This window comes from Intestinimonas timonensis, from assembly GCF_900626145.1.
GTDB lineage: Bacteria > Bacillota > Clostridia > Oscillospirales > Oscillospiraceae > Intestinimonas > Intestinimonas aquisgranensis.
On sequence record NZ_LR130817.1, the window covers coordinates 331971 to 354830 of the forward strand.

The following is a 22860-nucleotide window of genomic DNA, read 5'->3' on the forward strand; positions in this document are numbered from 1 at the left end:
ACCGACGGAGGGGGTGAAGCGCTTGAAATGTATCACGGAGGACGCTCTTCGGTGCGAACTTCGGGCAACAGATCCCGAATGCTACGTCGTACCGGCAGGCAAGATCCTCACCCCGGCGGCCCGGGAGTATCTGCAGTCCCGCAAGATCAAGATCGTCAAGGAGGGACAGCAGACCGCACCCAGGATCGTCGCCACAGAGGTGCCGCCCATGCCCGAGGTGACCATGGCAGCGCCCGCACCCGCGCCCACGCCTGCGCCGGCGCCGGCGCCGGCGCCTGTAAAGCCTAAGTTCGTGGACTATGAGACCGGCGCCTTCTACATGGAGAAGCCCGAGCATATGACCCACCTGGTGGGAAATGTGCTGGTGGTGAAGAACCATCCCCGGATCCTGTTCCGCGGTAAGCTGGACTCGCTGCAGAGCGCAGTGGTCCTGGCCCAGGTGGACATCCACGACCGGGGCGGCAGTCAGGCTCTTATCGACGACCTGGACGACATCCTGAAGATCCTGCGGGAGATGATGCGCTGCGACGTGTTGGATGAGCCTTTCCAGATGGATACCATCATCGGACTCACCCACGCGGAACTGCGGGAGCAGTCCCACGATCCCCAGCGGTTCTTCGGGGTCAAGGCAATGGTCCTGCCCGACTACACCATGGGACGGGACTTCGCGCTGCTCAACCAGTTGCGCACCGACGTGCGCGAGACGGAAGTGGCGGCGGCCAACGCCTTCCACAGCGGCGCAAAGTACACCCGGGGCGATATTATCGAAGAGCTCAACCGCATGTCCAGCGCCCTGCACATTATGATGTGCAGATATTTGGCCGGACAGTATCAAAACGGAAACTAAACTTGACAAAGGAGCGCCAAACACATGATGGATCTGGACCGCGTCAACGCCTATATGGCCCGTGTGGAGGAATCGGAGACCAAGACCTTCAAGCCCGTCAGCAACAAGCTGAAGGTGGGCCTGGATTTGGGCACGGCCTACATCGTCATGGTCGTCCTGGACGAGGAGAATAACCCCATCGCCTGTGAGAAGCAGGCGGCGCAGGTCCTGCGGGACGGCGTGGTGGTGGACTACTCCGGGGCGCTGCGCATCGTCAAGGAACTCAAGGCAAAGCTGGAGGAGCGGCTGGACACGGAGCTGGTCAACTGTGCCATCGCCATGCCCGCCGGGACCGAATCCAGCACCAAGACCCACCAGTACGTGGCAGAGGGTGCCGGCTTTGAGGTCACCAATGTTCTGGATGAGCCCACCGCGGCCAACTCCATTTACCAGATCGAGGACGGTGTGGTGGTGGACATCGGCGGCGGCACCACGGGCCTTGCCATCCTGAAGGGCGGCAAAGTGGTCCAGATCGAGGATGAGCCCACCGGAGGCACCCATCTCACCCTGGTCCTGGCGGGGAATTTCCACGTTCCCTTCCAGGAGGCCGAGGCCATCAAGCAGGACTACTCCCGTCACAAGGAGATCCTGCCGGTGGTGAAGGCTGTGGTGGAGAAGATGGCCTCCATCGTGAACCGGTATATCGACAAGGAGCACACCGACGCCATCTATCTGTGCGGCGGTACCTGCTGCCTGACGGGGATCGAGGGCATCTTTGAGAAGGAGACCGGAATCAAGACCATCAAGCCGGCCAATCCCTTCCTGGTGACGCCGGCCGGCATTGCCATGAACTGCAAGGTCTGACGAGACCCAATGAATGATTTAGAAAGGAGGGGAAGGCATGGACCATAACGCCATCGTGGAAGAGATCCTCCGTCGCGTCGCGCAGAAGATCTCCGAAGCGGAAGGTAGCTGCGCCGAGTGTGCCGACTGCGGCGGAAAGCCGGGTCTGCTGATCCTGACTCAGAACCACGGCACCGACTGTCACGCGACCTTGGAGAATGAGGCCCTCAAGGCCCGTTACCACACCGACTGCGCCCTGATGCACCACTACGAAGTGGACCTGGACGCCTATGAGGCCGTGGTGCTCTTCAATCTGAGCTGTGACGCCATGGCGGCGCTGGCATCCGGCGCCTGCGATACCGCGTATACCCGTCTTGCCTCCAAAGCCATCCTCTCAGGTAAAAAGGTCTATGTCCCCACCGAAGAGGTGGAGCTGTATCAGTACAGGGAGACAGCGCCCGCTGCCTACTATAACATGATGCAGCAGAAGCTGGACCTGCTGGTGGCCTCCGGCGTGGTGATCTGCGCCCAGGCCAGCCTGGAGCAGGTCATCCTGGGCAATGCGTCTCCTGTGCCCGCCGCGGTCGCGCCTGTGTGCGCCGCTGCCGCTCCCGCGGCACCCGCCCCTGCCGCTGCCTGCTGTGAAGCCAAGGCAGTGCGCATCGAGAAGCGGGTGCTCACGGAGAAGGACCTCATTGAGGCCAATATGGGCGGAGTTACCGAGGTCCATATCGGTGAGAAGACCATCGTCACCGCGCTGGCCAAGGACGCTGCCAAGGACCGGGGTATGACCATCGTCCGAGACGAAGACTAAACGCGGATGGACCGCGGGAGAGGGAGCCCCTCTTCCGCCGTCCCGCGTCAAACAGGGGGACAACGTATGAAAGTGGCAAAAGTCATCGGCAACATCTGGGCCACCCGCAAGGAAGAGAAGCTGGCCGGATATAAGCTGCTCATCGTGCAGCCTATCAACATCCTGGACGGCTCCATGGATAAGCCCCCCATGGTGGCGGCCGACATCATCGGCGCCGGTGTGGGAGAGACGGTGTTGATCGTCGGCGGGAGCTCGGCCCGGAGCGCTGCCGGGGACATGTCAGTCCCTGTAGACGCTACCGTTGTGGGCATCGTGGACGACCAGGAAATCGACCCCAGCGTTTTGGAGTAACAGCCGGTCCGCCCAACTGGGGCGGCACACGGCAAAGGGAATTAAGGCGGTGAAAGCATTGAATCTGACCGAACTTGTCAAGGCATCCGGTATCGTTGGCGCCGGCGGCGCTGGGTTTCCCACCCAAGTCAAGCTCAACGCCAAGGCCGAATGCTTTGTGGTCAACGCCGCGGAGTGCGAACCCCTCATCGAGACTGACAAATATCTGTGCCGCACCTATGCGCCCCAGATCATAGCCGCGGTGGTGGCAGTGGCCGCCCACCTGGAGGCCAAGCGGGCAGTCATCGCACTCAAAGGAAAGTATAAGGCTGAGATCGCGGCCCTATCCGACGCGATCAAGCTGGCGGATGCCCCCGTTGAGATTTTCGAGATGGGGACCTTCTATCCCGCCGGCGACGAGCAGACCATGGTCCAGCAGGTCACCGGCCGGTCGGTGCCGGAGCGGGGCCTGCCTCTGGACGTGGGCTGCGTGGTGGACAACGTGGGCACCCTGCTCAACATCTTCGATGCCATCCAGGGGCGTCCCGTGGTGGATAAGTTCCTCTCCGTGGTGGGTGAAGTAAAGGCCCCCATCATGCTCCACGTTCCCGTGGGCACCGCTATCACCGAATGCGTGAAGGCGGCGGAGCCGACCATCACCGACTACGCCCTAATCCTGGGCGGCCCCATGATGGGCAAGGTGCTCCTCAGCCAGGCGGACATCGATGCCGCGGTGGTCACCAAGACCACCGGCAACATCATCGTCCTGCCCAAGGACCACTACCTGTTCAAGCGGGCCACCCTGCCTCTGGAGTCCATCCGGCACCAGACCCGAAGTGCCTGTATCCAGTGCCGGATGTGCACCGACCTGTGTCCCCGGTATCTCATCGGCCACCAGATCCGCCCCAACCTGGTGATGCGGAACTTCTGGCGTGAGCCGGGAATGGAGGACAACGCGGAGTACGAGCGCTGCTTCGGCGACGCGGCCAACTGCTGCGACTGCGGCGTGTGCGAGATGTTTGCCTGCCCCATGGGCCTTTCGCCCCGGAAGGTGAACCAGTACATCAAGGGCCAGCTCCGCGCCCGCGGCATCCAGGTGCCCCGGAACATGGAACCCCAGGCGCGGTCCTTTGTGGACCAGCGTCATACCCCCACGGACCGCCTGGTGGCCCGGCTGGGGCTCTCCGAGTACTATGGGCTCCACGCCCACGAGTGCAAGGAGCTCAGCCCCAATGAGGTCTTCATCCCCTTCTCTCAGCACATCGGTAAGCCCGCTAATGTGGTAAAGGCGGTGGGCGACTATGTGGAGCGGGGCGAAGTCCTGGCCGAGGCCGCTGAGGGACTTTCCGCCAACATCCACGCCAGCATCTCCGGCGTGGTGGTGGAGGTCACCGACAAGGGCGCCCGCATCAGCAGCCGGAAGGAGTGAGAAGCATGGGAAACGCCAGCAGACTTGCCATCGGCATGGTAGAACTCAACAGCATCGCGCGGGGCATCGAGACCTGCGACTACATGGTGAAGGCGGCTCAGGTGGACCTCATCCGATCCTCCACCGTCTGTCCGGGTAAGTACATGGTCCTCATCGCCGGCGATACCGGTGACGTGAAGGCGGCCATGGCCGAGGGGATCAAGCGGGGCGGCGAGTGCGTGGTGGACACGCTGACCCTCCCCAACGTCCACCCCCAGGTCATTCAGGCCATCAGCATGACCACCCAGGTGGAGAAGCCGGGCGCCGTAGGCGTCCTGGAGTTTTACTCCGTGGCCTCCGCCATCATTGCCGCCGATGTGGCGGCAAAAGCGGCCAACATCACCCTCATCGAGGTCCGCATCGGCTACGCCATCGGCGGCAAGGGCTATGTGACCCTTACCGGCGACGTGGGCGCGGTCCGTGCGGCTGTGGCGGCCGCGGAGCGGGAGGCGGAGCTCCTGGTGGGCACCACCGTCATCCCGCGTCCCTCCCCCAAACTGTTCCAGTCTCTGCTGTAAGGCGGGACTGACAGAAGGCTTCCCAATGGGAGCAGACCCATTTAGAGAAGAGAAGGAGCGTAACTATGGATTATAGTGAACTGATTGCTGCTGCCGATCCCAGTATATTCACCGAAAGTATCTCTGCATGGATCTCCGGCATCTCTATCAACTCTGTCATCATGCTCATCATGATGATCTTCATGCTCGTTGGCGCCATCGACAAGATCCGCGGCAACAAGCTCGGTTACGGTGAGAAGTTTGAAGACGGCTTCAACGCCATGGGCGGTCTGGCCATGTCCATGGCCGGCGTCGTGGCTGCGGCCCCCGTTCTGTCCATGCTGCTGGGCCCCATCCTGAAGCCCATCTACGGTATCTTCGGCGCCAGCCCCGCCATGTTTGCTACCACCCTGCTGGCCTGCGACATGGGCGGCTATCCCCTCGCTATGCAGCTGGCCGGTGACAATATCGCCATCGGTAACTTTGCCGGCCTGATCCTGGGCACCATGATGGGGCCCACCATCGTGTTCACCATCCCTGTGGCCCTGGGCATCATCAAGAAGGAAGACCGCGGCTATCTGGGCGCCGGTGTTCTGGCTGGTATGATCACCATCCCCATCGGTTGCATCGTGGGCGGCCTGATGATGAACACCCTGGCTCCTGAGTATCACCTGAGCATCATCACCATCATCCAGAACCTGATTCCCGTCATCATCATCGCCGCTCTGATCGTTATCGGCCTGTGGTGCGCCCCTGGCCCCATGATCAAAGGCTTCAACGTGTTCGGTACCGGCGTGACCATCGTCATCACTGCCCTCACCGCCATCGCTGTCTTTGAGCAGATCACCGGCATTATGTTCCCCGTGTTCCACATCATGGTTGAGAACCCTGCCGATGGTTCCCGCGGCCTGGACAGCGGCCTTCTGGTCTGCGGCCAGATCGCTATCGTCCTCATCGGCGCCTTCCCCATGGTGGAGTGGATTACCCGCACCTTCGGCAAACCTCTGGAGAAGATTGGTGCCGCTCTGGGCATGAACGAGCAGGGCTCCGCCGGTATGGTGGCCAACCTAGCCAACAACATCGCCATGTTCAACATCATGGGCGAGATGAACCCCAAGGGCAAGCTGCTGAACGTGGCCTTCTCCGTGTCCGCCGCCTTCGTGTTCGGCGACCACCTGGGCTTCACCGCCGGCAACAACCCCGACATGATCTTCCCCGTGATCGTTGGCAAGCTGGTGGCTGGTATCACCGCCATCATCGTGGCCAATATCCTGGCGCCCAAGCTGCTGTCTAAGATCGAGAACGTGAAGTTCGACTAACTGGCAGCGCGGAAAGGTAAGGAATCGCTATGAACGTAAGTGAAGAACTCATTCGCAGCATTGTAGAAAAGGTCATCGCCGAAGCGGCGGGCTCTACCGGCAAGTGCGACTTCCAGAAGCAGGTGGATCCCAGCGGCGTCATTGGCGTCAAGACCTCCACCGTGAAGCTGGAGCCCTTCGAGGGCCGCAATGACGTCAAGCTCAAGGACGTGGCCACCCTGGAGGAGGCCCCCCGTATGGGCTGCGGCATCATGGAGCTCTCTGACGGAGCCGACTTCGAGTGGACTCTGACCTACGATGAGTGGGACATCGTGCTGGAAGGCCGTCTGGAGATCAAGATCGACGGTCGCGTGGTGGGCGGCGACGCCGGAGATGTGATCTACATCCCCAAGGGCAGCCACATCCACTTCAGCACTCCGGACTACGCCAAGTACGCCTACACCGTGTTCCCCGCCGACTGGCAGTAATGAACGCAGACAACCCCCGCCGCAGCGCATGCGGCGGGGGTTGTTTCCTCTTTGAAAAGTGTTAGCGCCACTTGACAAGGGTACGGTAAGGCCGGTATAATAAACACAAGCCAAGCTGACAACTGAATCATAAGTGGTACACAGGTGCTTTGATGAGCTCAAAAGGGAAGTCGGGTGAGAATCCCGCGCAAAGCCGTTGCTGTATTGGCGAAGTGGTCCCCATTAGGTCACTGGAGCGAAAGCTCTGGGAAGGCGGGGAGCGCGTTCGGACGCCTAAGTCAGAATACCTGCCTGTGTATGGCGCACACGAGACCTCCTCGCGCTTAGGAGGGTGCAGTTCCCACGGTGAAGCCCGTGGGCCATTGCTGTATCCTTTTTGAGAGGGATACGGCTTTTTTGTTGTCGGCGCTAAAGGGTGGACGGGACGTACCGCCATTCCTCCTTATGCGATGTGTCAGGTGGCCAACTTCACCTCCCTTTGGAACTGGTATGGCAAGCTGATGCAGGGCAAGGACCCATAGCTGCCACTGTGGGTCCGGCCATACCAGGAAATACCCGCCTGTGGAGAAGGGCGGAGCCATCCCGACGTAGGGATGGTTCCGCCCCTTTTTTTGTCTGAAAGGGTTGGAAAAAGCGGTGGGCGGCCGGTGTTCCGTTGACAAAAAGAACGGGGTCCGATATAATTACACTGATGATATATGCCGCCGACCGGACGGCAGACAGGGCGGAAAAGACGCCCGTGAAGGAGGAGACGGATCATGAAACGAGATCCTGTGAAAGCAACTGTACTGGCCACCAAGCTGATCCCCAATGTATCTCCTGACCTGGCCAAGGAGCTTGGTCTGCTGCCCGGCGAGAAGTCCCTGGCCCTGGTCACTGCCGACTGCGACGATGTGACCTATACCGCTCTGGACGAGGCCACCAAGAAGGCCGACTGCCGCGTGGCTTACGCAAAGAGCTTCTATGCAGGCGCTGCCAACGCCAACACCAAGCTGGCCGGTGAGATCATCGGTATTCTGGCCGCCCCCAACCCCGCTGAGGCTAAGGCCGGACTGGAGGCCTGTGTGGACATGATCGAGAACGTGTGCCACTTTGTCTCCGCCAACGAGGACGATACCATTGTCTACTACGCCCACTGCATCTCCCGGACCGGCTCCTACCTGTCTGAGGGTGCCGGCATCGCCGAGGGTGAGGCGCTGGCCTACCTGATCGCTCCTCCTCTGGAGGCCATGTACGGCGTCGATGCCGCTCTGAAGGCCGCCGATGTCCGCCTGTGCGTGCTGTACGCGCCCCCCAGCGAGACCAACTTCGGCGGCGGTCTGCTCACCGGCAGCCAGTCCGCCTGTAAGTCCGCCTGCGACGCCTTCGCTGCCGCTGTGGAGTTCGTGGCCGACAACCCCATCGACTGATTTTTGACCCATCAACGGCCCGGAGACGGCGTAGGATCACCGCTCCGGGCCATTTTATGCCCGTTCCGAAGGATGAAAGGGAGGAAGTCTATGCGTATCATCATCTCACCTGCCAAGAAAATGAAGGAAGATTTGGACGGGCTGCCGCCCAGAGAACTACCAACTCTTCTGGGGGAGACGGAGCGGCTGCTGGACTATCTGAAAGGCCTTTCCTTGCCGGAACTGAAAAAGCTGCTCGCCTGTAACGACCAGCTGTCCCAGCTCAACTACCAGCGGTTCCAGACGATGGAGCTGCGCCAGCGGCTGACGCCGGCACTTCTGGCCTATGAAGGGATTCAGTATCGTTATATGGCGCCTGCAGTGTTTTCGGAAAGGGCGCTGGACTATGTGCAGGAACACCTGCGGATCCTCTCTGGCTTTTACGGGGTACTCCGGCCCTTCGACGGAGTGACTCCATACCGGCTGGAGATGCAGGCCAGACTGAAGACCCCGTTTTGTAAGGATCTCTATGCGTTCTGGGGAGGCAAACTGGCCGAAGCTTTGGCGCCGGATGGTGTAGTGGTGGATTTGGCCTCCGGGGAGTATAGCAAGGCGGTGATCCCCCACCTGCCCGCCGGAACCAGGGTGATTACGCCTGTCTTTGGGGAGCTGCGTGCCGATGGAAAGGTAGTGGAAAAAGGGGTCCATGTCAAAATGGCCAGAGGGGAGATGGTCCGCTTTCTGGCAGAGGGAGGCGTGGAAGATCCGGAGGATGTCACCGCCTTTGAGGGACTCCATTTTCGGTATTGCCCACAGAGATCCCAGCCGGACCATCCGGTCTTTCTGCGCGATGTGGAGAAAAGGTAAAGTGGGGTAAAATCCCGTTGACGGTGGCAGAGATAGCATGTATAATGTAATTGTGAGAGATTGTGTTTGAGACAGAAAGGACCATGGAGCTATGAGCGATACTGCTGCGGAAAAAGCCACCGTGCTTACCCACAAGTGGAATTGCCCCAGGCCTGTTAAAGAGACATGACCTGCTTTTCGGTTGGAAAAGCAGGCTATGTCTTTTTCTTTTGCCCAAACGCGGGAAAGAGCACGTGGACAGACGGCAAAAGAACTGATCCAACCATTCGATTTCAGAGAGAAGAAAGAGAAAAAGGAGCATTTCGATGAGTATTGCCAATATTCTGAGCCTGTTGGGCGGCTTGGCGCTGTTTCTGCACGGAATGCAGATGATGAGCTCCGGCTTGGAGGCTGCGGCCGGTAACCGGATGAAGGGCATCCTGGAGAAGCTGACGGCCAACCGGTTGCTGGGTGTACTGGTGGGTGCGGTGATCACCGCTGTCATCCAGTCCTCCTCCGCCACCACGGTCATGGTGGTGGGCTTCGTCAACTCCGGTATGATGACCCTCACACAGGCAGTGTGGATCATCATGGGTGCCAACATCGGTACCACCATCACCGGACAGCTCATCGCCCTGGACGTAGGTGCTATGGCGCCCTTCTTTGCCTTCCTGGGCGTGGCCATGATGGTATTTTTGAAAAAGCCTCAGCTCCACCACTACGGCAGTATCCTGGGTGGTTTGGGCGTCCTCTTCATTGGTATGGACATGATGAGCGCCGCCATGGTCCCGCTGCGGGAGATGCCCGCTTTCGTAAACCTGATGACCAAGTTCTCCAATCCGGTGCTTGGTATCCTGGCCGGTGCCCTCTTTACCGCTCTGATCCAGTCTTCCTCCGCCTCTGTCGGTATCCTTCAGGCCCTGGCCAACAGCGGCGTAATCGGACTGGGCAGCGCTGTCTATGTCCTCTTCGGCCAGAATATCGGTACCTGCATCACTGCTGTGCTGGCCTCGGTGGGCACCGGGCGCAACGCCAAGCGGACCACCATCATCCACCTGATGTTCAATATCATCGGCACGGTTCTGTTTACCACACTGTGCTTGGTCACGCCGCTGATGGGGGTTTCCATGGTGGGCTTCGTGGAGAGCCTCACGCCCGACAGTCCTGCCTCTCAGATCGCCAACATGCACACCCTCTTTAACATCGTCACCACGCTGCTTCTGCTGCCTCTGGGCAAGTGGATGGTGAAGGCAGCCATGCGCATCCTGCCTGAGCGCAAGCAGGATCTGGACGAGGGGATGCATCTGGCCTTCCTCACCCCCATCAATGCCAATCAGGACCGTACCATTGGTCAGTCTGCCATCTATATCAGCCAGCTTCGCCAGGAACTCAACCGCATGTTGGACATGGCGAAGGAAAATGTCTCCACCGCCTTCCGGGCGGTGCTGGACCGCGACCCCTCCCTGGTGGCCAAGGAGGAGTCGGTGGAGGAGTATATCGACTTCCTCAACAAGGAGATTTCTCAGTTTATCTCCCACGTGATCGTCCACGAGACCAACGAGCAGGACTCTGCCGCGGTAAGCGCCTACTTCAAGATCGCGGGCAACATCGAGCGTATCGGCGATCACGCGATGAATATCTGTGGTTACAGTGGTATTCTGAAGGAGAAGGATGTCCACTTCTCCGAGGAAGCAAAGAACGAGATCCGGGAGATGGAGGCCGTCTGCCGCAAGGCCATCGAGTCGCTCAGCGGTGTGGTATCCAATCCGGTGGAGTGGATTAGTGAGATTTCCGCTCTGGAGCAGAAGATGGACGACATGACAGCTAGCTTCCGGCGCCATCAGATGGAGCGGATGCGCAAAGGCATTTGCTCTGACGAGGGCTGCATCCTGTTCTCTGAGATGCTCACCGACTTTGAGCGTATCGGCGACCATGTGCTCAACATTGCGCAGGAGCGCTCCAGTGCCAGCCTGCCCTGAGGCGGAAGGAAAGAAGAAGACCGCCATGTTCCGGCTCAGGCCGGAACATGGCGGTCTTTATTTGTTAGCAGGAGGACTCACCGGAGAAAATGCTCCAGCCGTCCTTGCCGTGGTGTTTGGCGCAGTACAGAGCGCTGTCCGCATGTGGGTAAAGCTCCTCAAAGGAGCGCCCCTGGTCGGGGATCATGGCAGCGCCAACGCTGCAGGAAACGGAGATCTGAGGGTAGGTTGGGTCTGTGAGGAGGCGGAATTCCTCGCACAGGCGACGCATGTGCAGCTCCACAACGGACCGGGAGGATACATCCTTCATCAGAACCATAAATTCATCACCGCCGATCCGACCGATGACATCACTCTGACGGAAATGTGCGCGCAGCAGCTCCGCAGTAAGGACCAGGATAGAGTCACCCGCCTGGTGACCCCAGACATCGTTGACCTCCTTGAAATTGTCCAGATCCAGCATCAAAAGGGCACCCTGCCTGTCGGGGACGGCCAGCCAGGTGTCGATGCAGGCACTGGTGCTGGTGCGATTAAGCAGACCGGTGAGAGAATCGGCCTGGGCCTGATGGAGCAGCCGGCGCCGGTCTCGCAGAGAAATATGGATCATAGAGAACAAAAGGAGCAGGACGCCCACCAAAAAGGCGATACCCAGATAGAGAACATCCCGGAAGATAAAGCTGTAATCAGCGCTGGCCTCGCTGCTGGAGACGGTGTAACACATCATCCAGCCGTTGTCCAACCCGGCGGACTGGTAGACCATATACTGGATCTCGTCACCGTTGTGGGCAAAAAAATAGCCGCTCTTGCCGGCGGCAAAATCAGCCCGAACTTCATCCGGAGAAGCGCCGCCCATCAGCTCCATAGAGGCACAGTATTCAAAGAAATCATGATAGTGTGTGGGCAAGGTGGTAGAGGTGGTGGAAACCAGGGCGCCGCTGGAGGTGACCAGCAGAGGATAACCGCTGCCATTGTACAGTCCGGAGAAGAGGAAGTCACTGAGTTGTCCGATGTTGTAGGCTCCGCCTACAACGCCCATAACTTCTCCATCCTCACCAATGATGGGCACGGACAGAACGACCTTTGTCTGGCTGTCCACAGAACTGGAGAGGGGATCACTGACCGCGCGGCGACCGGACATGGAAGTCAGGAAATATTGCCGGTGAGCGACAAGAGTAGTGGCGCCATCGTTGGAGTGGCCGGTACCGGAGGGGGCGATAATCAAAATGCGGGAAAATTCACCACTGGAAACAATGGCATCAGCCATCAGTATATTATCGCTGTCGACAAGATGATCTTGCCTCGCGATAAAGCGGGCCAAGCTGTCCAAGGAGGAAAACTGCGTGTCGATCACAGAGTTGAAGTAATCACATTGATGCTCTACATTGTTGCGGAGAGAGAGAAGTGTATGTTCTTCCACAGAACGCTTTTCATGCAGAACGAAACAACCCATACAGGCGGCCATATACAGCAAAAACAATAACAGCGACGGCGCATAGCGGCGAATGCGGTCGACATGCAACACAGAAATAAGATCCACCTCCTCACCTGATATTTTGTACCCATAGTATACCATATTTTATAGAAAAGCGGAACGGGGAAACTGTCAGATTTGGAACAGAAAGTGGTAAATTTTTCATGTAAAAGCAAGAAAGAATGGGCAGAAGTCCGAAATACGTTACTATTTAAAAATAAAAGGGGACAGGGAAAACATGTATTATTACTTCGCACCCATGGAGGGGGTGACGGGCAGGCTGTTCCGGCGGGTCCACAGTCAGTTCTTTCAGGGGGTAGACAAATATTTCATGCCGTTTGTCTCACCTGGGAAGGACAGGGTCTTTTCCAAACGGGATATGCGGGAACTCACGCCGGATGCGGAGTCAAGTGTACCGGAAGTGCCCCAGCTGCTGACCTGTCAGGCGGAGGATTTTCTCTGGGCGGCGGAGCTGTTGGCCGACCTGGGCTATCGGGAGGTCAATCTGAATCTGGGCTGTCCTTCCGGAACGGTTACTGCCAAAGGGAAGGGGTCCGGTTTCCTCCGGGACCCGGATGGACTTGACCGCTTTCTGGAGGAAATCTTCAGCCGGGCCAAAGTCGCCATATCCATCAAGACCCGGGTGGGATTTGCGTCACCGGAGGAATTTGATCGGCTGCTGGAGTGCTTTGACCGCTATCCCTGCACGGAGCTCATTGTTCACCCCAGAGTGCGGTCGGATTTCTATAAGGGCAGGGTGCGGCTGGAGGCCTTTGCCCTGGCGGTGGAGAGGAGTACAGCCTCGCTGTGCTACAACGGGGATCTGACCACTGCCAAAGAGATCGGGATTTTCCGGCAGCGCTTTCCATCGGTGGAGCGGGTGATGCTGGGACGGGGATTGGTGGGAGACCCCGCCCTGGCAGCCAAGGCCAAAGGAGTACCAGCAGCCGACCGAGAGACGCTGCGAAAATTTCATGATACTCTTTATGAAGGCTATGCGGAGGCCTTTGGTAGCCGACATAACGCCATGCTGCGGATGAAGGAGCTGTGGTTCTATCTCATTTGGCTCTTTGAGGGACAAGAGCGGCTGAGCAGGGCACTGAAGAAGGCCAAAAACCCTGCCGAGTATGAAGCGTGTGTGGAGACCATTTTCGGTGAGCTGCCCCTGCGGGAGGATTCTGCCGCCGGCTGGCGTGACCAGCCCATTTTTTGACACAGGGCCGTGGCCGCGGTATGATGAAACAAACGATATGGAAATGGGGGAATACACTTGGAAAACAAAGCATATGAGACCATTCTGGGGCGCCGGAGCATCCGCTCCTTTCAGACGAAGCAGGTAGCACAGCAGGAGCTGGACGCGGTGCTCCAGGCGGGGCTGTATGCCCCCTGTGGGATGGGCAGCCAGCTGGTGACATTGGTGGCCGTCCAGGACCCGGAGGTCCGGGGCAAGCTGTCCGCCATGAACGCCACCATCATGGGCACCGACCGCGATCCCTACTATGGAGCACCCACCATCGTGGTGGTTTTGGCGTCGACGGAGCGGTATACCTGGGTAGAGGACGGCAGCTGCGCGCTGACTGTCATGATGGAGGCCGCCCACGCCCTGGGGCTGGGTTCCTGCTGGATCCACCGGGCGCGGGAGATGTTCGACAGTGACGAGGGCAAGGCCATGCTCAAGGCGTGGGGGGTCCCCGAGGGCATGCGGGGCGTGGGGGCCCTGGCCCTGGGCTATCCCGCGGGCGCGGCGCCCCAAGCACCCCAGCGGAAGCCGGGCCGTGTTTTCAAGATCTGACCATAAAAAGTCGTCCCATAAAAAGTCGTCCGGCCGACCGGCCGGACGACTTTTTTACAGGAAAGGATTCAGCTCAGAAGCTCACTCTCCAGGTCGGAGAGCATCACATCCAGAGCGGTGATACCGCCTTCGGCGGTGTACCAGACGGCGGGGTGAACCAGATAGACGATGTGGCTGTTCTTGTAGGCGTCGGTCCCCACGACCAGCTCATTTTCCATGATCTCCTGGGCCAGCTTGGCACCCTCGGTGGCGATGGCGGCATCCCGGTCCATAACGAAAATGTAGTCCGGGGCTTTGTCCACAATGAACTCGAAGGAGGCCTCGTTGCCATGGGTGGAGGTTTCCAGGTCGGCGTCCACGCCGATGTTCTCAAAGCAGATCTCCGGACCGATGATGGAGCAACGTCCATCGTTGCCCAGCACATTGAAGCTGCCGCTGGTACACATGCCGACGATGGCGGTCTTGCCGTCGGCAAATTTAGACAGGGCGGCGATCCGGCTGTCGAAATCAGCCATGAGTGCATCCACCTCTTCCTCCAAACCAAACATGGAGGCGATGGTGACGGCGTTCTGGCGTACACTTTCTACCACGCCAATCTCGGTGTCGGTGGAGAGGTAGACCACGGGAGCGATCTCACTGAGGGCGTCATAGCTGGAGGCCAGGCGGCCGCCGATGAAGATGACATCCGGCTCACAGGCCATGACCGCTTCCAGATCGGCCTCTTTGATGGTGCCCAGGTTGGCGATATCGTCATTGATGTAGTCCTGGAGGTATTCCAGGCTGGTGGAGGCGGTGCCCACCACTCTGTCGCCCACGCCCAGTGCGTCTAGAATGTCCAGACAGGCCATGTCCAGAGTGGCGATACGCTGGGGATCGTAGGGCACCTCCAGCTCCACAGACTCTTTGGCGCCGTTCAAAGAGGTGATGGTAACGCTCGTGGGAACGGTCCCTGTAAGCTGAGTATCCTCCACCGGTGTGGTGGATTCCGGCGCGGCGGAGCCGCCGCTGCCGGAGGAGCAGGCGGCCAAACCCAGGGACAGTGCCAGTGCGAGGGCAAGAGAGGCGATCTTCTTCATGTGTGCAAACTCCTTTTCATAAAAAGTACGGAAAAATAGCGGGTCAGTAGTAAATAGACAGGGGCTTACCCTGAATATTCAGGATCTCAAAGTCCACCCGGTAGATCTCTGACAGGTTCCCTTTGGTGATTACCTCCTCCACAGTGCCGAACTTGGCGATCCTGCCGTCCTTAAAAGCGCAGATGTAGTCGGAGTAGAAGTCGGCATAGTTGATCTCATGGAGTACCAGGATCACAGTCTTGCCCAGCTCGTCGCAGAGCCGACGGACGATCTTCATCATGTTGGTGGCGTGGTAGATGTCCAGGTTGTTGGTGGGCTCGTCCAGGAGAATGTATTCGGTGTCCTGGGCGATGACCATGGCGATGAGGGCCCGCTGGCGCTGGCCGCCGGAGAGCTCGTCGATGAACCGGTCCTGAAATTCATCCAGTTCCATGTACGCGATGGCACGGTCGACGATGGCCTGGTCCTCGTCGGTGAGGCGGCTGCCCGAGTACCGCCCACTCCACGGCGTCCCGGTACCAGGCGTTGGCGGCAATGTCGGCAAAACCGGCCACCAGCTCCACTTCCTCCTGGACGGGACCGAACATCCCGGCGAAGGAGCCGTAGGACAAGCCGCACAGAGTGGGGGTGCTGCGATAGGCGCTGTGGGAGGGATGGCCGTCCTCCAGGATATAGATCTCGCCCCACTCGTCCGCGCCGTCACCACGGCCCAGAGGGCGACTTCCGGTGAGTTCCATGCCGCAGCCCCACATGGTACCGTCGTTTTTCAGATAGAGCATATGACTACCGCCACCGGAGACAGAGTGGACATTGGTGTCCACGATCTCCGGATAATAGTTGTACAGCTTATACTCGCCGGTAACAGAATCATAGTGATAGTTGATGGAACTGGGACCACGCTGTCCGTGCTGGCCTGCGCCGGTGACCCAGAGGGTGTCATCAAACTTAATGAAATAGGCGTTGTTGTTGCCGGCATCCACGCTGCGCACATCGGTGGCAACCAGAGTGGGGGTAGCGACATAATCCACCAGGTTCCAGTGGAAACCAAGGGCTGCGTAACTGCTGTTGTTCCCCCAGCCGTAGAGAGAACCGTCGGGCTTGAGGGCCATGGCGAATTTATTGCCAAGGGCGATATCCACGCAGCCATCCATGACCTTGATCATTTCGTTGACCAATTCGGCATCTTCTCCCTCGTCCCGGCCGAGAACGCCATAGATATTGGTGCCCATCATCCACACCGAGCCGTCGTTTTTCAGGGCCATAACATTTTCTGGGCTCAACTCCACATCCTTTACGCCGGTGAGGATGACGGTGGGGTCGGTGTAAGATTCACAGCCTCCCTCGCCGTTGGCATAGGCTTCCGCAAAGTTGTCGCCCCAGAAATAGAGATCGCCATTCTCCGTCACCGCCGCGCAGGCGTGGTCGTTGGTGGCAGCCTTGACCACGTTGCCCATGACGAAGTAGGGCTCGTAGGTCTCCACATCAGCTTCATAGTAGCCCTTGCCCAGCTGGTAGCAGACGTTGTCGCCCCAGGTATAGAGATCGCCGTTCTCCTTGAGGATGGTGAGGACCGTGCCGGGCTCTCTCCACCTTATGTTGTAGCCGTACTCGTCGTACACTTTCACGCGGACAGTGAGCGTACAATACGATGAACTGGCTGACACCGATTTCACCCCGGACATGATATTGACGGGGACGTTGGATGTGGTGTCGCCGTTGAGCAGCGTGGAGGTGTCACAGCTGCCCCAGCCGTAGAGGTCGCCGTTGCTGGTGACCGCCCAGGAAGTCCGGTTTCCCGCCTCCACCTGTTTGATGTAGGGCTGGCCCGCCGCCGAGGCGGGGACGGCCAGCAGCCCCGCCAGCAGGGCGGCGGTGAGCAGCAGGGAAAAGAATCTGCGTTTCTTCATAAAAATCCTCCTCGTATAATAAGTTTCAAAGTTAATAAATGGGGTATCAGCAGGCTTTGAGATACCCGTGATACAATAGCTGTAGGACAGCAGGGTCAGGCTCTTATCCTCCTGGTCGAGCCGTAAGGCTGCTTCATAGTAAAGTCTGTCCCCCTGGACCGGAAGTTAGTTGCAAACTAATTGGCTGTTTGCCGGAGATAAGGTCGCCCTTTTAGCAGTGAGGGATATCGCATTGGCTCTCTCCGGAATGATTCTGATACGCGAGGTTGCGGACGCTCCGGTTATCATGGGCATCTCAAAGTCTGCTGGCCTGAAATTCCCATGTGGGGAGGTGAGAATTGTGAATCCATTATTCGTTGGTATTGATGTGAGCAGCAAGAGTAATGTGGCTTATTTGATGAATCCCGACGGCAGTAAGCATTCCATTTTTTCCGTGCAGAATAACCTGGGCGGTGCTAGGGCTTGTTTGAAAAAAGGCGGAGATTGTGCTAAAGCAACAAAATAGTGATGGAGGCAAGATAGCCCGCTGTATCATGCCGGACATTCTCGCTTTCTATGAGAGCGAGGAGGGGCAGCGGGAATTTGCCGAATGGAAGAAGCAGCGGGAGGCGGAGAGGCAGGAGGCCGAAACGACGAAATGACGAAAAGGGCGGGCGCACCGTGCAAACGGCTGCGCCCGCCCTTTTTGCGTTTATAGGGCCGCTTTCTTCTTCCGTGGGCCTCTCGGCTTGGAGGTGGGCTTGCGCCGCACCCCGTTGCGGAAGTAGGTGGCTTCGTAGCGGTCAAAGAAAACAAATAATCCGAACCCATCTCCTATCGGAAACAAGTTCGGATTATATTGGTTTGGTGCCGGTAGTCGGACTCGAACCGACACGATGTCGCCACCAACGGATTTTGAGTCCGTCACGTCTACCAATTCCATCATACCGGCGTGGATGATATGGGTGCAAGGATTATTATACACAAGGTGGGCCGAGACTGCAAGAGTGGATTTTTGACGTGGCGGAGAAAATTAAAAAATCCCATACCAAATTGGCGGGAAATATGATATGATGATACATACGAGATTGTTGCCTATGGGAGAATGCGTTCTCACGGGCGGTCGGGCAGATCCAGGAAAGGAGGCGGCGGAAATGAGAAAGAAATGGATCGGGGCGGTCATACTCTCCGTGGTCCTACTGTGTTTGGGCGGCTGCGCGTTCAGCTCGCCCGAGGAACTTTACGCCGTCCCCAAGGCAGCAGAGGATTATAGGAACCTTCAGGAGCAGATTGACAAGGTGCGCAGTGCGGGCGCCGAGTATTCCGGTCCGCTATTCGGTACCAATACCCAGCCTGTTCAGCTCATGGATCTGGATGAGGATGGTGTCCAGGAGGCCATTGCCTTTTTCCGCAGCACCAGTGTGAACGATCCAGAACCGCTGAAGATCTATATTTACCACCAGACGGCAGATGGAACCTATGAGGTCTGGAACATCATTGAAGGGGATGCCCCTGCCATCAATTCCATCTCCTACGAGGATCTGGACGGCAAGACAGGTCCAAGCGGTCACATGGACAAGGAATTGGTGGTGAGTTGGCGGCTGAGCGACAAGATCTACCGGCTGGAGGCCTTTTCGGTCACCGGGCCGGAGGTGGAGACGCTGCTGCCCGCGGTATCCTACACAGATTATGTGCTGTGGGATATGGATAAGGACAATCAGCAAGAGATCGTCATGATCACCCTCAACACGGTGGACAGTGTCTACCAGGCCGACTACTATGATTACCAGTCCGGTCAGATGATGCTGCGCAGTTCGGCACCTCTGTCGGGCAAGATAACCGGTCTGGCCAGCAATACCAAGCCCCTGGCCAGCTACCTATACAACAACGGTGTTGCTGAGCCGGCCATCTTTGTAACCTCTAATCTCATTACCGGTGTCATTACCGACATTTTCACCTGGCAGGAGGATAAACTGGTGAATATCACCCTGAATCCATCCACGGGCATGAGTGATGATACCTTCCGGCTCAATACCAGTATCTCTATTCAGGACATCAACAATGATGGTTATCCGGAGGTGCCCAGACCCACCGCTCTCCCCACGCCGGATGCCGTCAGCAGTCTGGACTTCTGGCAGGTCCAATGGGTGCAGTATGATCTGAAGGGGAATCCCACCGTGGTCTCTACCACCTATTATAATGGTGAGGATGGCTGGTATCTGGTCATGCCGGAGAACTGGCAGGGCCAGGTGGCGCTTTCCCGACTGGACAACACTGGCAGTGGGGAGCGGGGTGTCCTCTTCTACCCTTACTCTGCGGAGCAGAGCGAGGGGAATGCCGCGCCCAAGCCATTCCTCTCTATTTATAAGCTCACTGGTCCAAACCGAAAGACGCGGGCCAACGCGGAGGGACGGTTTATCCTGCTGGAGGAGGACGATGTGATCTATGCCGCAGAATTCCATACCGACAGCGGTTGGGACTGCGGTGTGGATCAGGGGGGCCTGAAGGCGCTGTTTCATTTGATTTAGGCTCCGGCCGGTCTGGGAAAGACCGGAGGAGACAATCCAGATCCGTAACGGAAGGGAGTGTTCTGCATTGAAAAAAGTGCTGGTATTAGAGGACGAGGCCAATATCCGCAGCTTCGTGGTCATTAATCTGAAGCGAGCGGGGTATGAGACCATTGAGGCGGGCACCGGCGAGGAGGCTCTGGCCCAGCTGCGCCGGAACCCTGATATAAAAGTGGCCCTTTTGGACATTATGCTCCCCGACGATATGGACGGCTTTGAGGTCTGCCGCCGCATCCGGGCCAGTGATTCCAAGATCGGCATCATCATGCTGACCGCCCGGACCCAGGAGATGGACAAGGTGACCGGACTCATGACCGGTGCCGACGACTACGTGACCAAGCCCTTCTCGCCGGCGGAGCTCACCGCCCGGGTGGACGCCCTCTACCGTCGCACCGGCGGGGATGTGGAGGTGGACAGTGGCGAGATCAGCCAGCCCCCCTTCCTCCTGAATACCCGGAACCGGACATTGGAGAAAAACGGCCAGCGGGTGAAGCTCACTCAGGTGGAGTATTCCATCATGAAGCTCTTTATGGACAACCCGGGCAAGGCCCTCTCTCGGGACGAGATCCTGGACACCGTCTGGGGCCGGGACTCCTTCGGAGAACTCAAGACGGTGGATGTAAATATCCGCCGCCTGCGCATCAAGATTGAAGATGACCCGACGAACCCAACCTATATCACCACCGTGTGGGGTTATGGGTACAAGTGGGGATTCTGACCTTAAATTAAGTACAGAAGAAAGGAGGCGGAGAGGTTGTGGCAAAGATGAAGGGGATCCGGAAACGGTGGATGCTCAACAGCATCTCCGCCGTGCTGCTCATCGTGCTCTTCGCTGTGGCGGCCTTTTCAGCCGCCATCGCCAGCTATTTCTACTCCACCATGAGCACGGGGCTCAAGTCACGGGTCACTGCGGCCCTGCCCTTTTTCAGCAGCGCTATGACCCAGAGCGAATACCTCCAGACGGCCAACGACTATGTGAGCACCTTTGCTGATAAGGACCGCCTGGAACTGCAGATCATCAATCCCAGCGGCAGCATTGATCAATCCACCAACGATTTGACCATTCCCGGCTCCTATCCAGGTACGCCAGACGTGACAGGAGCCATTGAGCAGCGGGAACTGACCCCCTGGACCGGTACCGCTCCGGACACAGGGGAGCGGATTATGTCGGTGTCCATGCCGGTGGTGAGCCGGAACGGTACGCTGCTGGGTGTCATCCGTATGGTGACCTCCCTGAACCGATGTGACCTCCAGGTCGCCAAGATCGTGGCGGTGGCCCTCCTCATCGGCGCTGCCATTGTGCTGCTGGTCTCCTTCTCCAACCTCTATTTTGTCCGCTCCATCGTGGAGCCGGTCACCGCCGTCACCGAGACCGCCAAGCGCATCGCCGCCGGCTCCTACGGCATCCAGATGGAGAAGAAGTACGACGACGAGGTGGGCGACCTCACCGACGCCATCAACGACATGTCCCTGAAGATCGACCAGTCGGAGAAGATGAAGTCGGAGTTCATCTCCTCTGTGTCCCATGAGCTGCGAACCCCCCTCACCGCCATCAATGGCTGGGCCGAGACCATTATGAATGGCGAGGTCCGGGATGCCGCCGACGTGAAAAAGGGCATGGGTATCATCGTCTCCGAGGCCCGGCGGCTTACCAACATGGTGGAGGAGCTGCTGGAGTTTTCCCGCATTGAGGATGGCCGCTTCACCCTGTCGGTGGAGCCCATGGACATCAAGGCCGAGCTGGAGGACGCCGTCTATACCTATACGGAATTCTTCCGCAGGGAGGGGATCACCCTCACCCACACCGACTGTGAGGAGGAGTTCCCGCCCATCCCCGGCGACCCGGAGCGGATGCGCCAGGTTTTCTGCAACCTGCTGGACAACGCCGCCAAGCACGGCGGTTCCGGCAAGCGCATCGACACCGCCATCCGTGGCGAGGAGGATGCGGTGGTCATCACCATCCGGGACTACGGTCCTGGTATCCCGGAGGATGAGCTTCCCCACGTCAAATATAAGTTCTATAAGGGAAGTTCCAAGGCAAGAGGCTCCGGCATCGGCCTTGCCGTCTGCGAGGAGATCATCACCCGCCACAATGGCCGCCTGGACATCGGCAATGCCGAGGGCGGCGGCTGCATCGTTACCATCCGGCTGCCCATGAGCGGCTGAACTGGAGAAATGGAACATTAGTTCGAATTTTCTCTTGCTTTTCCCAACCTCCTTTGCTATGATGGAAGTTGGGCCGATTCGGCCTCCGACTTTCTGTTTCGGGGCTGAAGATCTTTATCAATCAGAGGAGAACCTGAATCCATGGCAGAAAAACAGAGCCAGGCCTGCGCCACGCCCTTCCGCACCATGATCGGCGGACAGGCCCTCATTGAAGGGATCATGATGATGGGTCCCGACAAGAAATCCATCGTGGTCCGCCGCCCTGACGGAGGTCTGGAGGTCAAGACCGAGGAGCGCAAGCTCATCAAGGACCGCCATCCCATCTTGGGCTGGCCTTTTATCCGGGGCGTAGTCAACTTTTGCGTGTCCATGTATACCGGCGTTACCGCCCTGATGTACTCGGCGGAATTCTACCCCGAGGACGACGAGCCGGAGGAGCCCTCCCGCTTTGAGAAGTGGCTGGACGAGAAGCTGGGCAGCGAGAAGGCCATGGCCTTCTTCACCACCCTGGCGGTCATCATCGGTATGGCCTTCTCCGTAGGCCTCTTCTTCGTGCTCCCCACGCTCCTGTCCGGCGGTGTCATGTGGTTTTTCCCAAACATCCCTCTGTGGGTCCGTAACCTGGTGGAGGGTGCCACTCGGGTGATCATCTTCCTGGGCTACCTGATCCTGTGCTCCAAGACCAAGAGCATCCGAAGGGTGTTTTCCTACCACGGCGCCGAGCACAAGACCATCTTTTGCTACGAAAAGGGGTTGGAACTCACCGTTGAGAACGTCCGGGCCCAGCCCAAACACCATCCCCGCTGTGGAACCAGCTTCCTGTTCGTGGTCATTGTGGTGTCCATCCTGCTCTCCAGCATCGTTTTCTCTTTTTGGGAGTTTACCAACCCCTGGCTGCGGACCCTAGTCCACCTGGCGCTGCTGCCGGTGGTGGTGGGTCTCACCTGGGAGATCAACCGCTATGTAGGCGGACATGACAACCTGCTGTGCCGGGCCATCCGGCGGCCGGGCATGGCGATTCAGTGCTGGACCACCTTTGAGCCCGATGACTCCATGATCGAGGTAGGCATTGAGGCGCTCAAGCAGGTGCTGCCGGAGGAAAAGGGAAAGGATCAGTGGTAAATT

Annotated in this window: 22 protein-coding genes, 1 tRNA gene and 1 riboswitch; of the genes, 18 read left to right on the top strand and 5 right to left on the bottom strand. The window is 58.5% G+C overall.

Annotated features, from left to right (window positions below; genetic code table 11):
* Positions 1-13: 13 nt before the first annotated feature.
* From E0E29_RS07775 to E0E29_RS07825, 11 genes are all read left to right on the top strand, one after another.
* The gene (locus E0E29_RS07775; protein WP_242622431.1) at positions 14-847 is read left to right on the top strand and encodes an ATP-binding protein; all 834 of its coding nucleotides are present in this window, start codon (positions 14-16) and stop codon (positions 845-847) included.
* A gap of 24 nt (positions 848-871) precedes the next feature.
* Entirely contained in the window at positions 872-1690 is an 819-nt protein-coding gene (gene eutJ, locus E0E29_RS07780) for an ethanolamine utilization protein EutJ (protein ID WP_130849386.1), read from the top strand.
* Positions 1691-1727: 37 nt separating this feature from the next.
* Positions 1728-2483, top strand: coding sequence for a hypothetical protein (locus E0E29_RS07785; protein WP_130849387.1), 756 nt, complete (start codon positions 1728-1730; stop codon positions 2481-2483).
* A gap of 66 nt (positions 2484-2549) precedes the next feature.
* Positions 2550-2834, top strand: a complete 285-nt coding sequence (locus E0E29_RS07790; protein ID WP_130849388.1) for a EutN/CcmL family microcompartment protein — start codon at positions 2550-2552, stop codon at positions 2832-2834.
* A gap of 58 nt (positions 2835-2892) precedes the next feature.
* Positions 2893-4242: a 4Fe-4S dicluster domain-containing protein gene (locus tag E0E29_RS07795; RefSeq protein ID WP_130849389.1), complete on the top strand. Its 1350-nt coding sequence runs from the start codon at positions 2893-2895 to the stop codon at positions 4240-4242.
* A 5-nt stretch (positions 4243-4247) separates the two neighbouring features.
* Positions 4248-4799, top strand: a complete 552-nt coding sequence (locus E0E29_RS07800; RefSeq protein WP_130849390.1) for a BMC domain-containing protein — start codon at positions 4248-4250, stop codon at positions 4797-4799.
* Positions 4800-4864: 65 nt separating this feature from the next.
* The gene (locus E0E29_RS07805) at positions 4865-6097 is read left to right on the top strand and encodes an ethanolamine utilization protein EutH (RefSeq protein ID WP_130849391.1); all 1233 of its coding nucleotides are present in this window, start codon (positions 4865-4867) and stop codon (positions 6095-6097) included.
* A 29-nt stretch (positions 6098-6126) separates the two neighbouring features.
* A complete protein-coding gene (locus tag E0E29_RS07810; protein ID WP_130849392.1) occupies positions 6127-6564 on the top strand; it encodes a cupin domain-containing protein in 438 nt (145 codons plus the stop codon).
* A gap of 125 nt (positions 6565-6689) precedes the next feature.
* Positions 6690-6873, top strand: a riboswitch (cobalamin riboswitch).
* Between the two features lie 449 nt (positions 6874-7322).
* The gene (eutL, locus tag E0E29_RS07815) at positions 7323-7973 is read left to right on the top strand and encodes an ethanolamine utilization microcompartment protein EutL (protein WP_130849393.1); all 651 of its coding nucleotides are present in this window, start codon (positions 7323-7325) and stop codon (positions 7971-7973) included.
* A 90-nt stretch (positions 7974-8063) separates the two neighbouring features.
* Positions 8064-8819, top strand: a complete 756-nt coding sequence (gene yaaA, locus E0E29_RS07820) for a peroxide stress protein YaaA (RefSeq protein ID WP_130849394.1) — start codon at positions 8064-8066, stop codon at positions 8817-8819.
* Positions 8820-9124: 305 nt separating this feature from the next.
* Positions 9125-10777: a Na/Pi cotransporter family protein gene (locus E0E29_RS07825; protein ID WP_130849395.1), complete on the top strand. Its 1653-nt coding sequence runs from the start codon at positions 9125-9127 to the stop codon at positions 10775-10777.
* A gap of 64 nt (positions 10778-10841) precedes the next feature.
* On the opposite strand, the gene E0E29_RS07830 is transcribed toward E0E29_RS07825, so the two are convergent.
* Positions 10842-12350: a diguanylate cyclase gene (locus E0E29_RS07830; protein WP_130849396.1), complete on the bottom strand. Its 1509-nt coding sequence runs from the start codon at positions 12348-12350 to the stop codon at positions 10842-10844.
* A 136-nt stretch (positions 12351-12486) separates the two neighbouring features.
* On the opposite strand from E0E29_RS07830, the gene E0E29_RS07835 reads away from it, so the two are divergent.
* Both E0E29_RS07835 and E0E29_RS07840 read left to right on the top strand, forming a co-directional pair.
* Positions 12487-13461 carry a tRNA dihydrouridine synthase gene (locus tag E0E29_RS07835; protein ID WP_242622432.1) on the top strand — a complete coding sequence of 325 codons (975 nt, stop codon included), beginning with the start codon at positions 12487-12489 and terminating at the stop codon, positions 13459-13461.
* Positions 13462-13518: 57 nt separating this feature from the next.
* A complete protein-coding gene (locus E0E29_RS07840) occupies positions 13519-14040 on the top strand; it encodes a nitroreductase family protein (RefSeq protein WP_130849397.1) in 522 nt (173 codons plus the stop codon).
* 68 nt (positions 14041-14108) lie between these two features.
* Here the strand turns inward: E0E29_RS07840 and E0E29_RS07845 are convergent, their stop codons facing one another.
* From E0E29_RS07845 to E0E29_RS07855, 3 genes are read right to left on the bottom strand one after another with little or no spacing between them, the layout of a single operon-like run.
* On the bottom strand, positions 14109-15116 hold the full coding sequence (locus E0E29_RS07845) for a siderophore ABC transporter substrate-binding protein (RefSeq protein ID WP_130849398.1): 1008 nt from the start codon (positions 15114-15116) through the stop codon (positions 14109-14111).
* A 43-nt stretch (positions 15117-15159) separates the two neighbouring features.
* On the bottom strand, positions 15160-15549 hold the full coding sequence (locus E0E29_RS07850; RefSeq protein ID WP_423202439.1) for an ATP-binding cassette domain-containing protein: 390 nt from the start codon (positions 15547-15549) through the stop codon (positions 15160-15162).
* On the bottom strand, positions 15536-17023 hold the full coding sequence (locus tag E0E29_RS07855) for an RCC1 domain-containing protein (protein ID WP_130849399.1): 1488 nt from the start codon (positions 17021-17023) through the stop codon (positions 15536-15538). Before E0E29_RS07855 ends, E0E29_RS07850 begins: the two co-directional genes overlap by 14 nt.
* 169 nt (positions 17024-17192) lie before the next feature.
* On the opposite strand from E0E29_RS07855, the gene E0E29_RS18440 reads away from it, so the two are divergent.
* Positions 17193-17528, top strand: a complete 336-nt coding sequence (locus E0E29_RS18440; protein ID WP_207303590.1) for a hypothetical protein — start codon at positions 17193-17195, stop codon at positions 17526-17528.
* A gap of 339 nt (positions 17529-17867) precedes the next feature.
* Here the strand turns inward: E0E29_RS18440 and E0E29_RS07865 are convergent.
* Positions 17868-17954, bottom strand: a tRNA-Leu gene (locus tag E0E29_RS07865).
* A gap of 202 nt (positions 17955-18156) precedes the next feature.
* Here E0E29_RS07865 and E0E29_RS07870 point away from each other — a divergent pair.
* The 4 genes from E0E29_RS07870 to E0E29_RS07885 all read left to right on the top strand — a co-directional run bounded on the left by E0E29_RS07870 (position 18157) and on the right by E0E29_RS07885 (position 22857).
* Complete coding sequence (locus E0E29_RS07870) at positions 18157-19530, top strand: hypothetical protein (RefSeq protein ID WP_130849400.1); 1374 nt, start codon at positions 18157-18159, stop codon at positions 19528-19530.
* 67 nt (positions 19531-19597) lie between these two features.
* Positions 19598-20287 (top strand): response regulator transcription factor, encoded by a 690-nt coding sequence (locus E0E29_RS07875; RefSeq protein ID WP_130849401.1) that lies wholly within the window; start codon positions 19598-19600, stop codon positions 20285-20287.
* A 47-nt stretch (positions 20288-20334) separates the two neighbouring features.
* On the top strand, positions 20335-21735 hold the full coding sequence (locus E0E29_RS07880; protein WP_165449955.1) for a sensor histidine kinase: 1401 nt from the start codon (positions 20335-20337) through the stop codon (positions 21733-21735).
* A gap of 141 nt (positions 21736-21876) precedes the next feature.
* Positions 21877-22857 (top strand): DUF1385 domain-containing protein, encoded by a 981-nt coding sequence (locus E0E29_RS07885; protein WP_130849403.1) that lies wholly within the window; start codon positions 21877-21879, stop codon positions 22855-22857.
* Positions 22858-22860 lie beyond the last annotated feature (3 nt).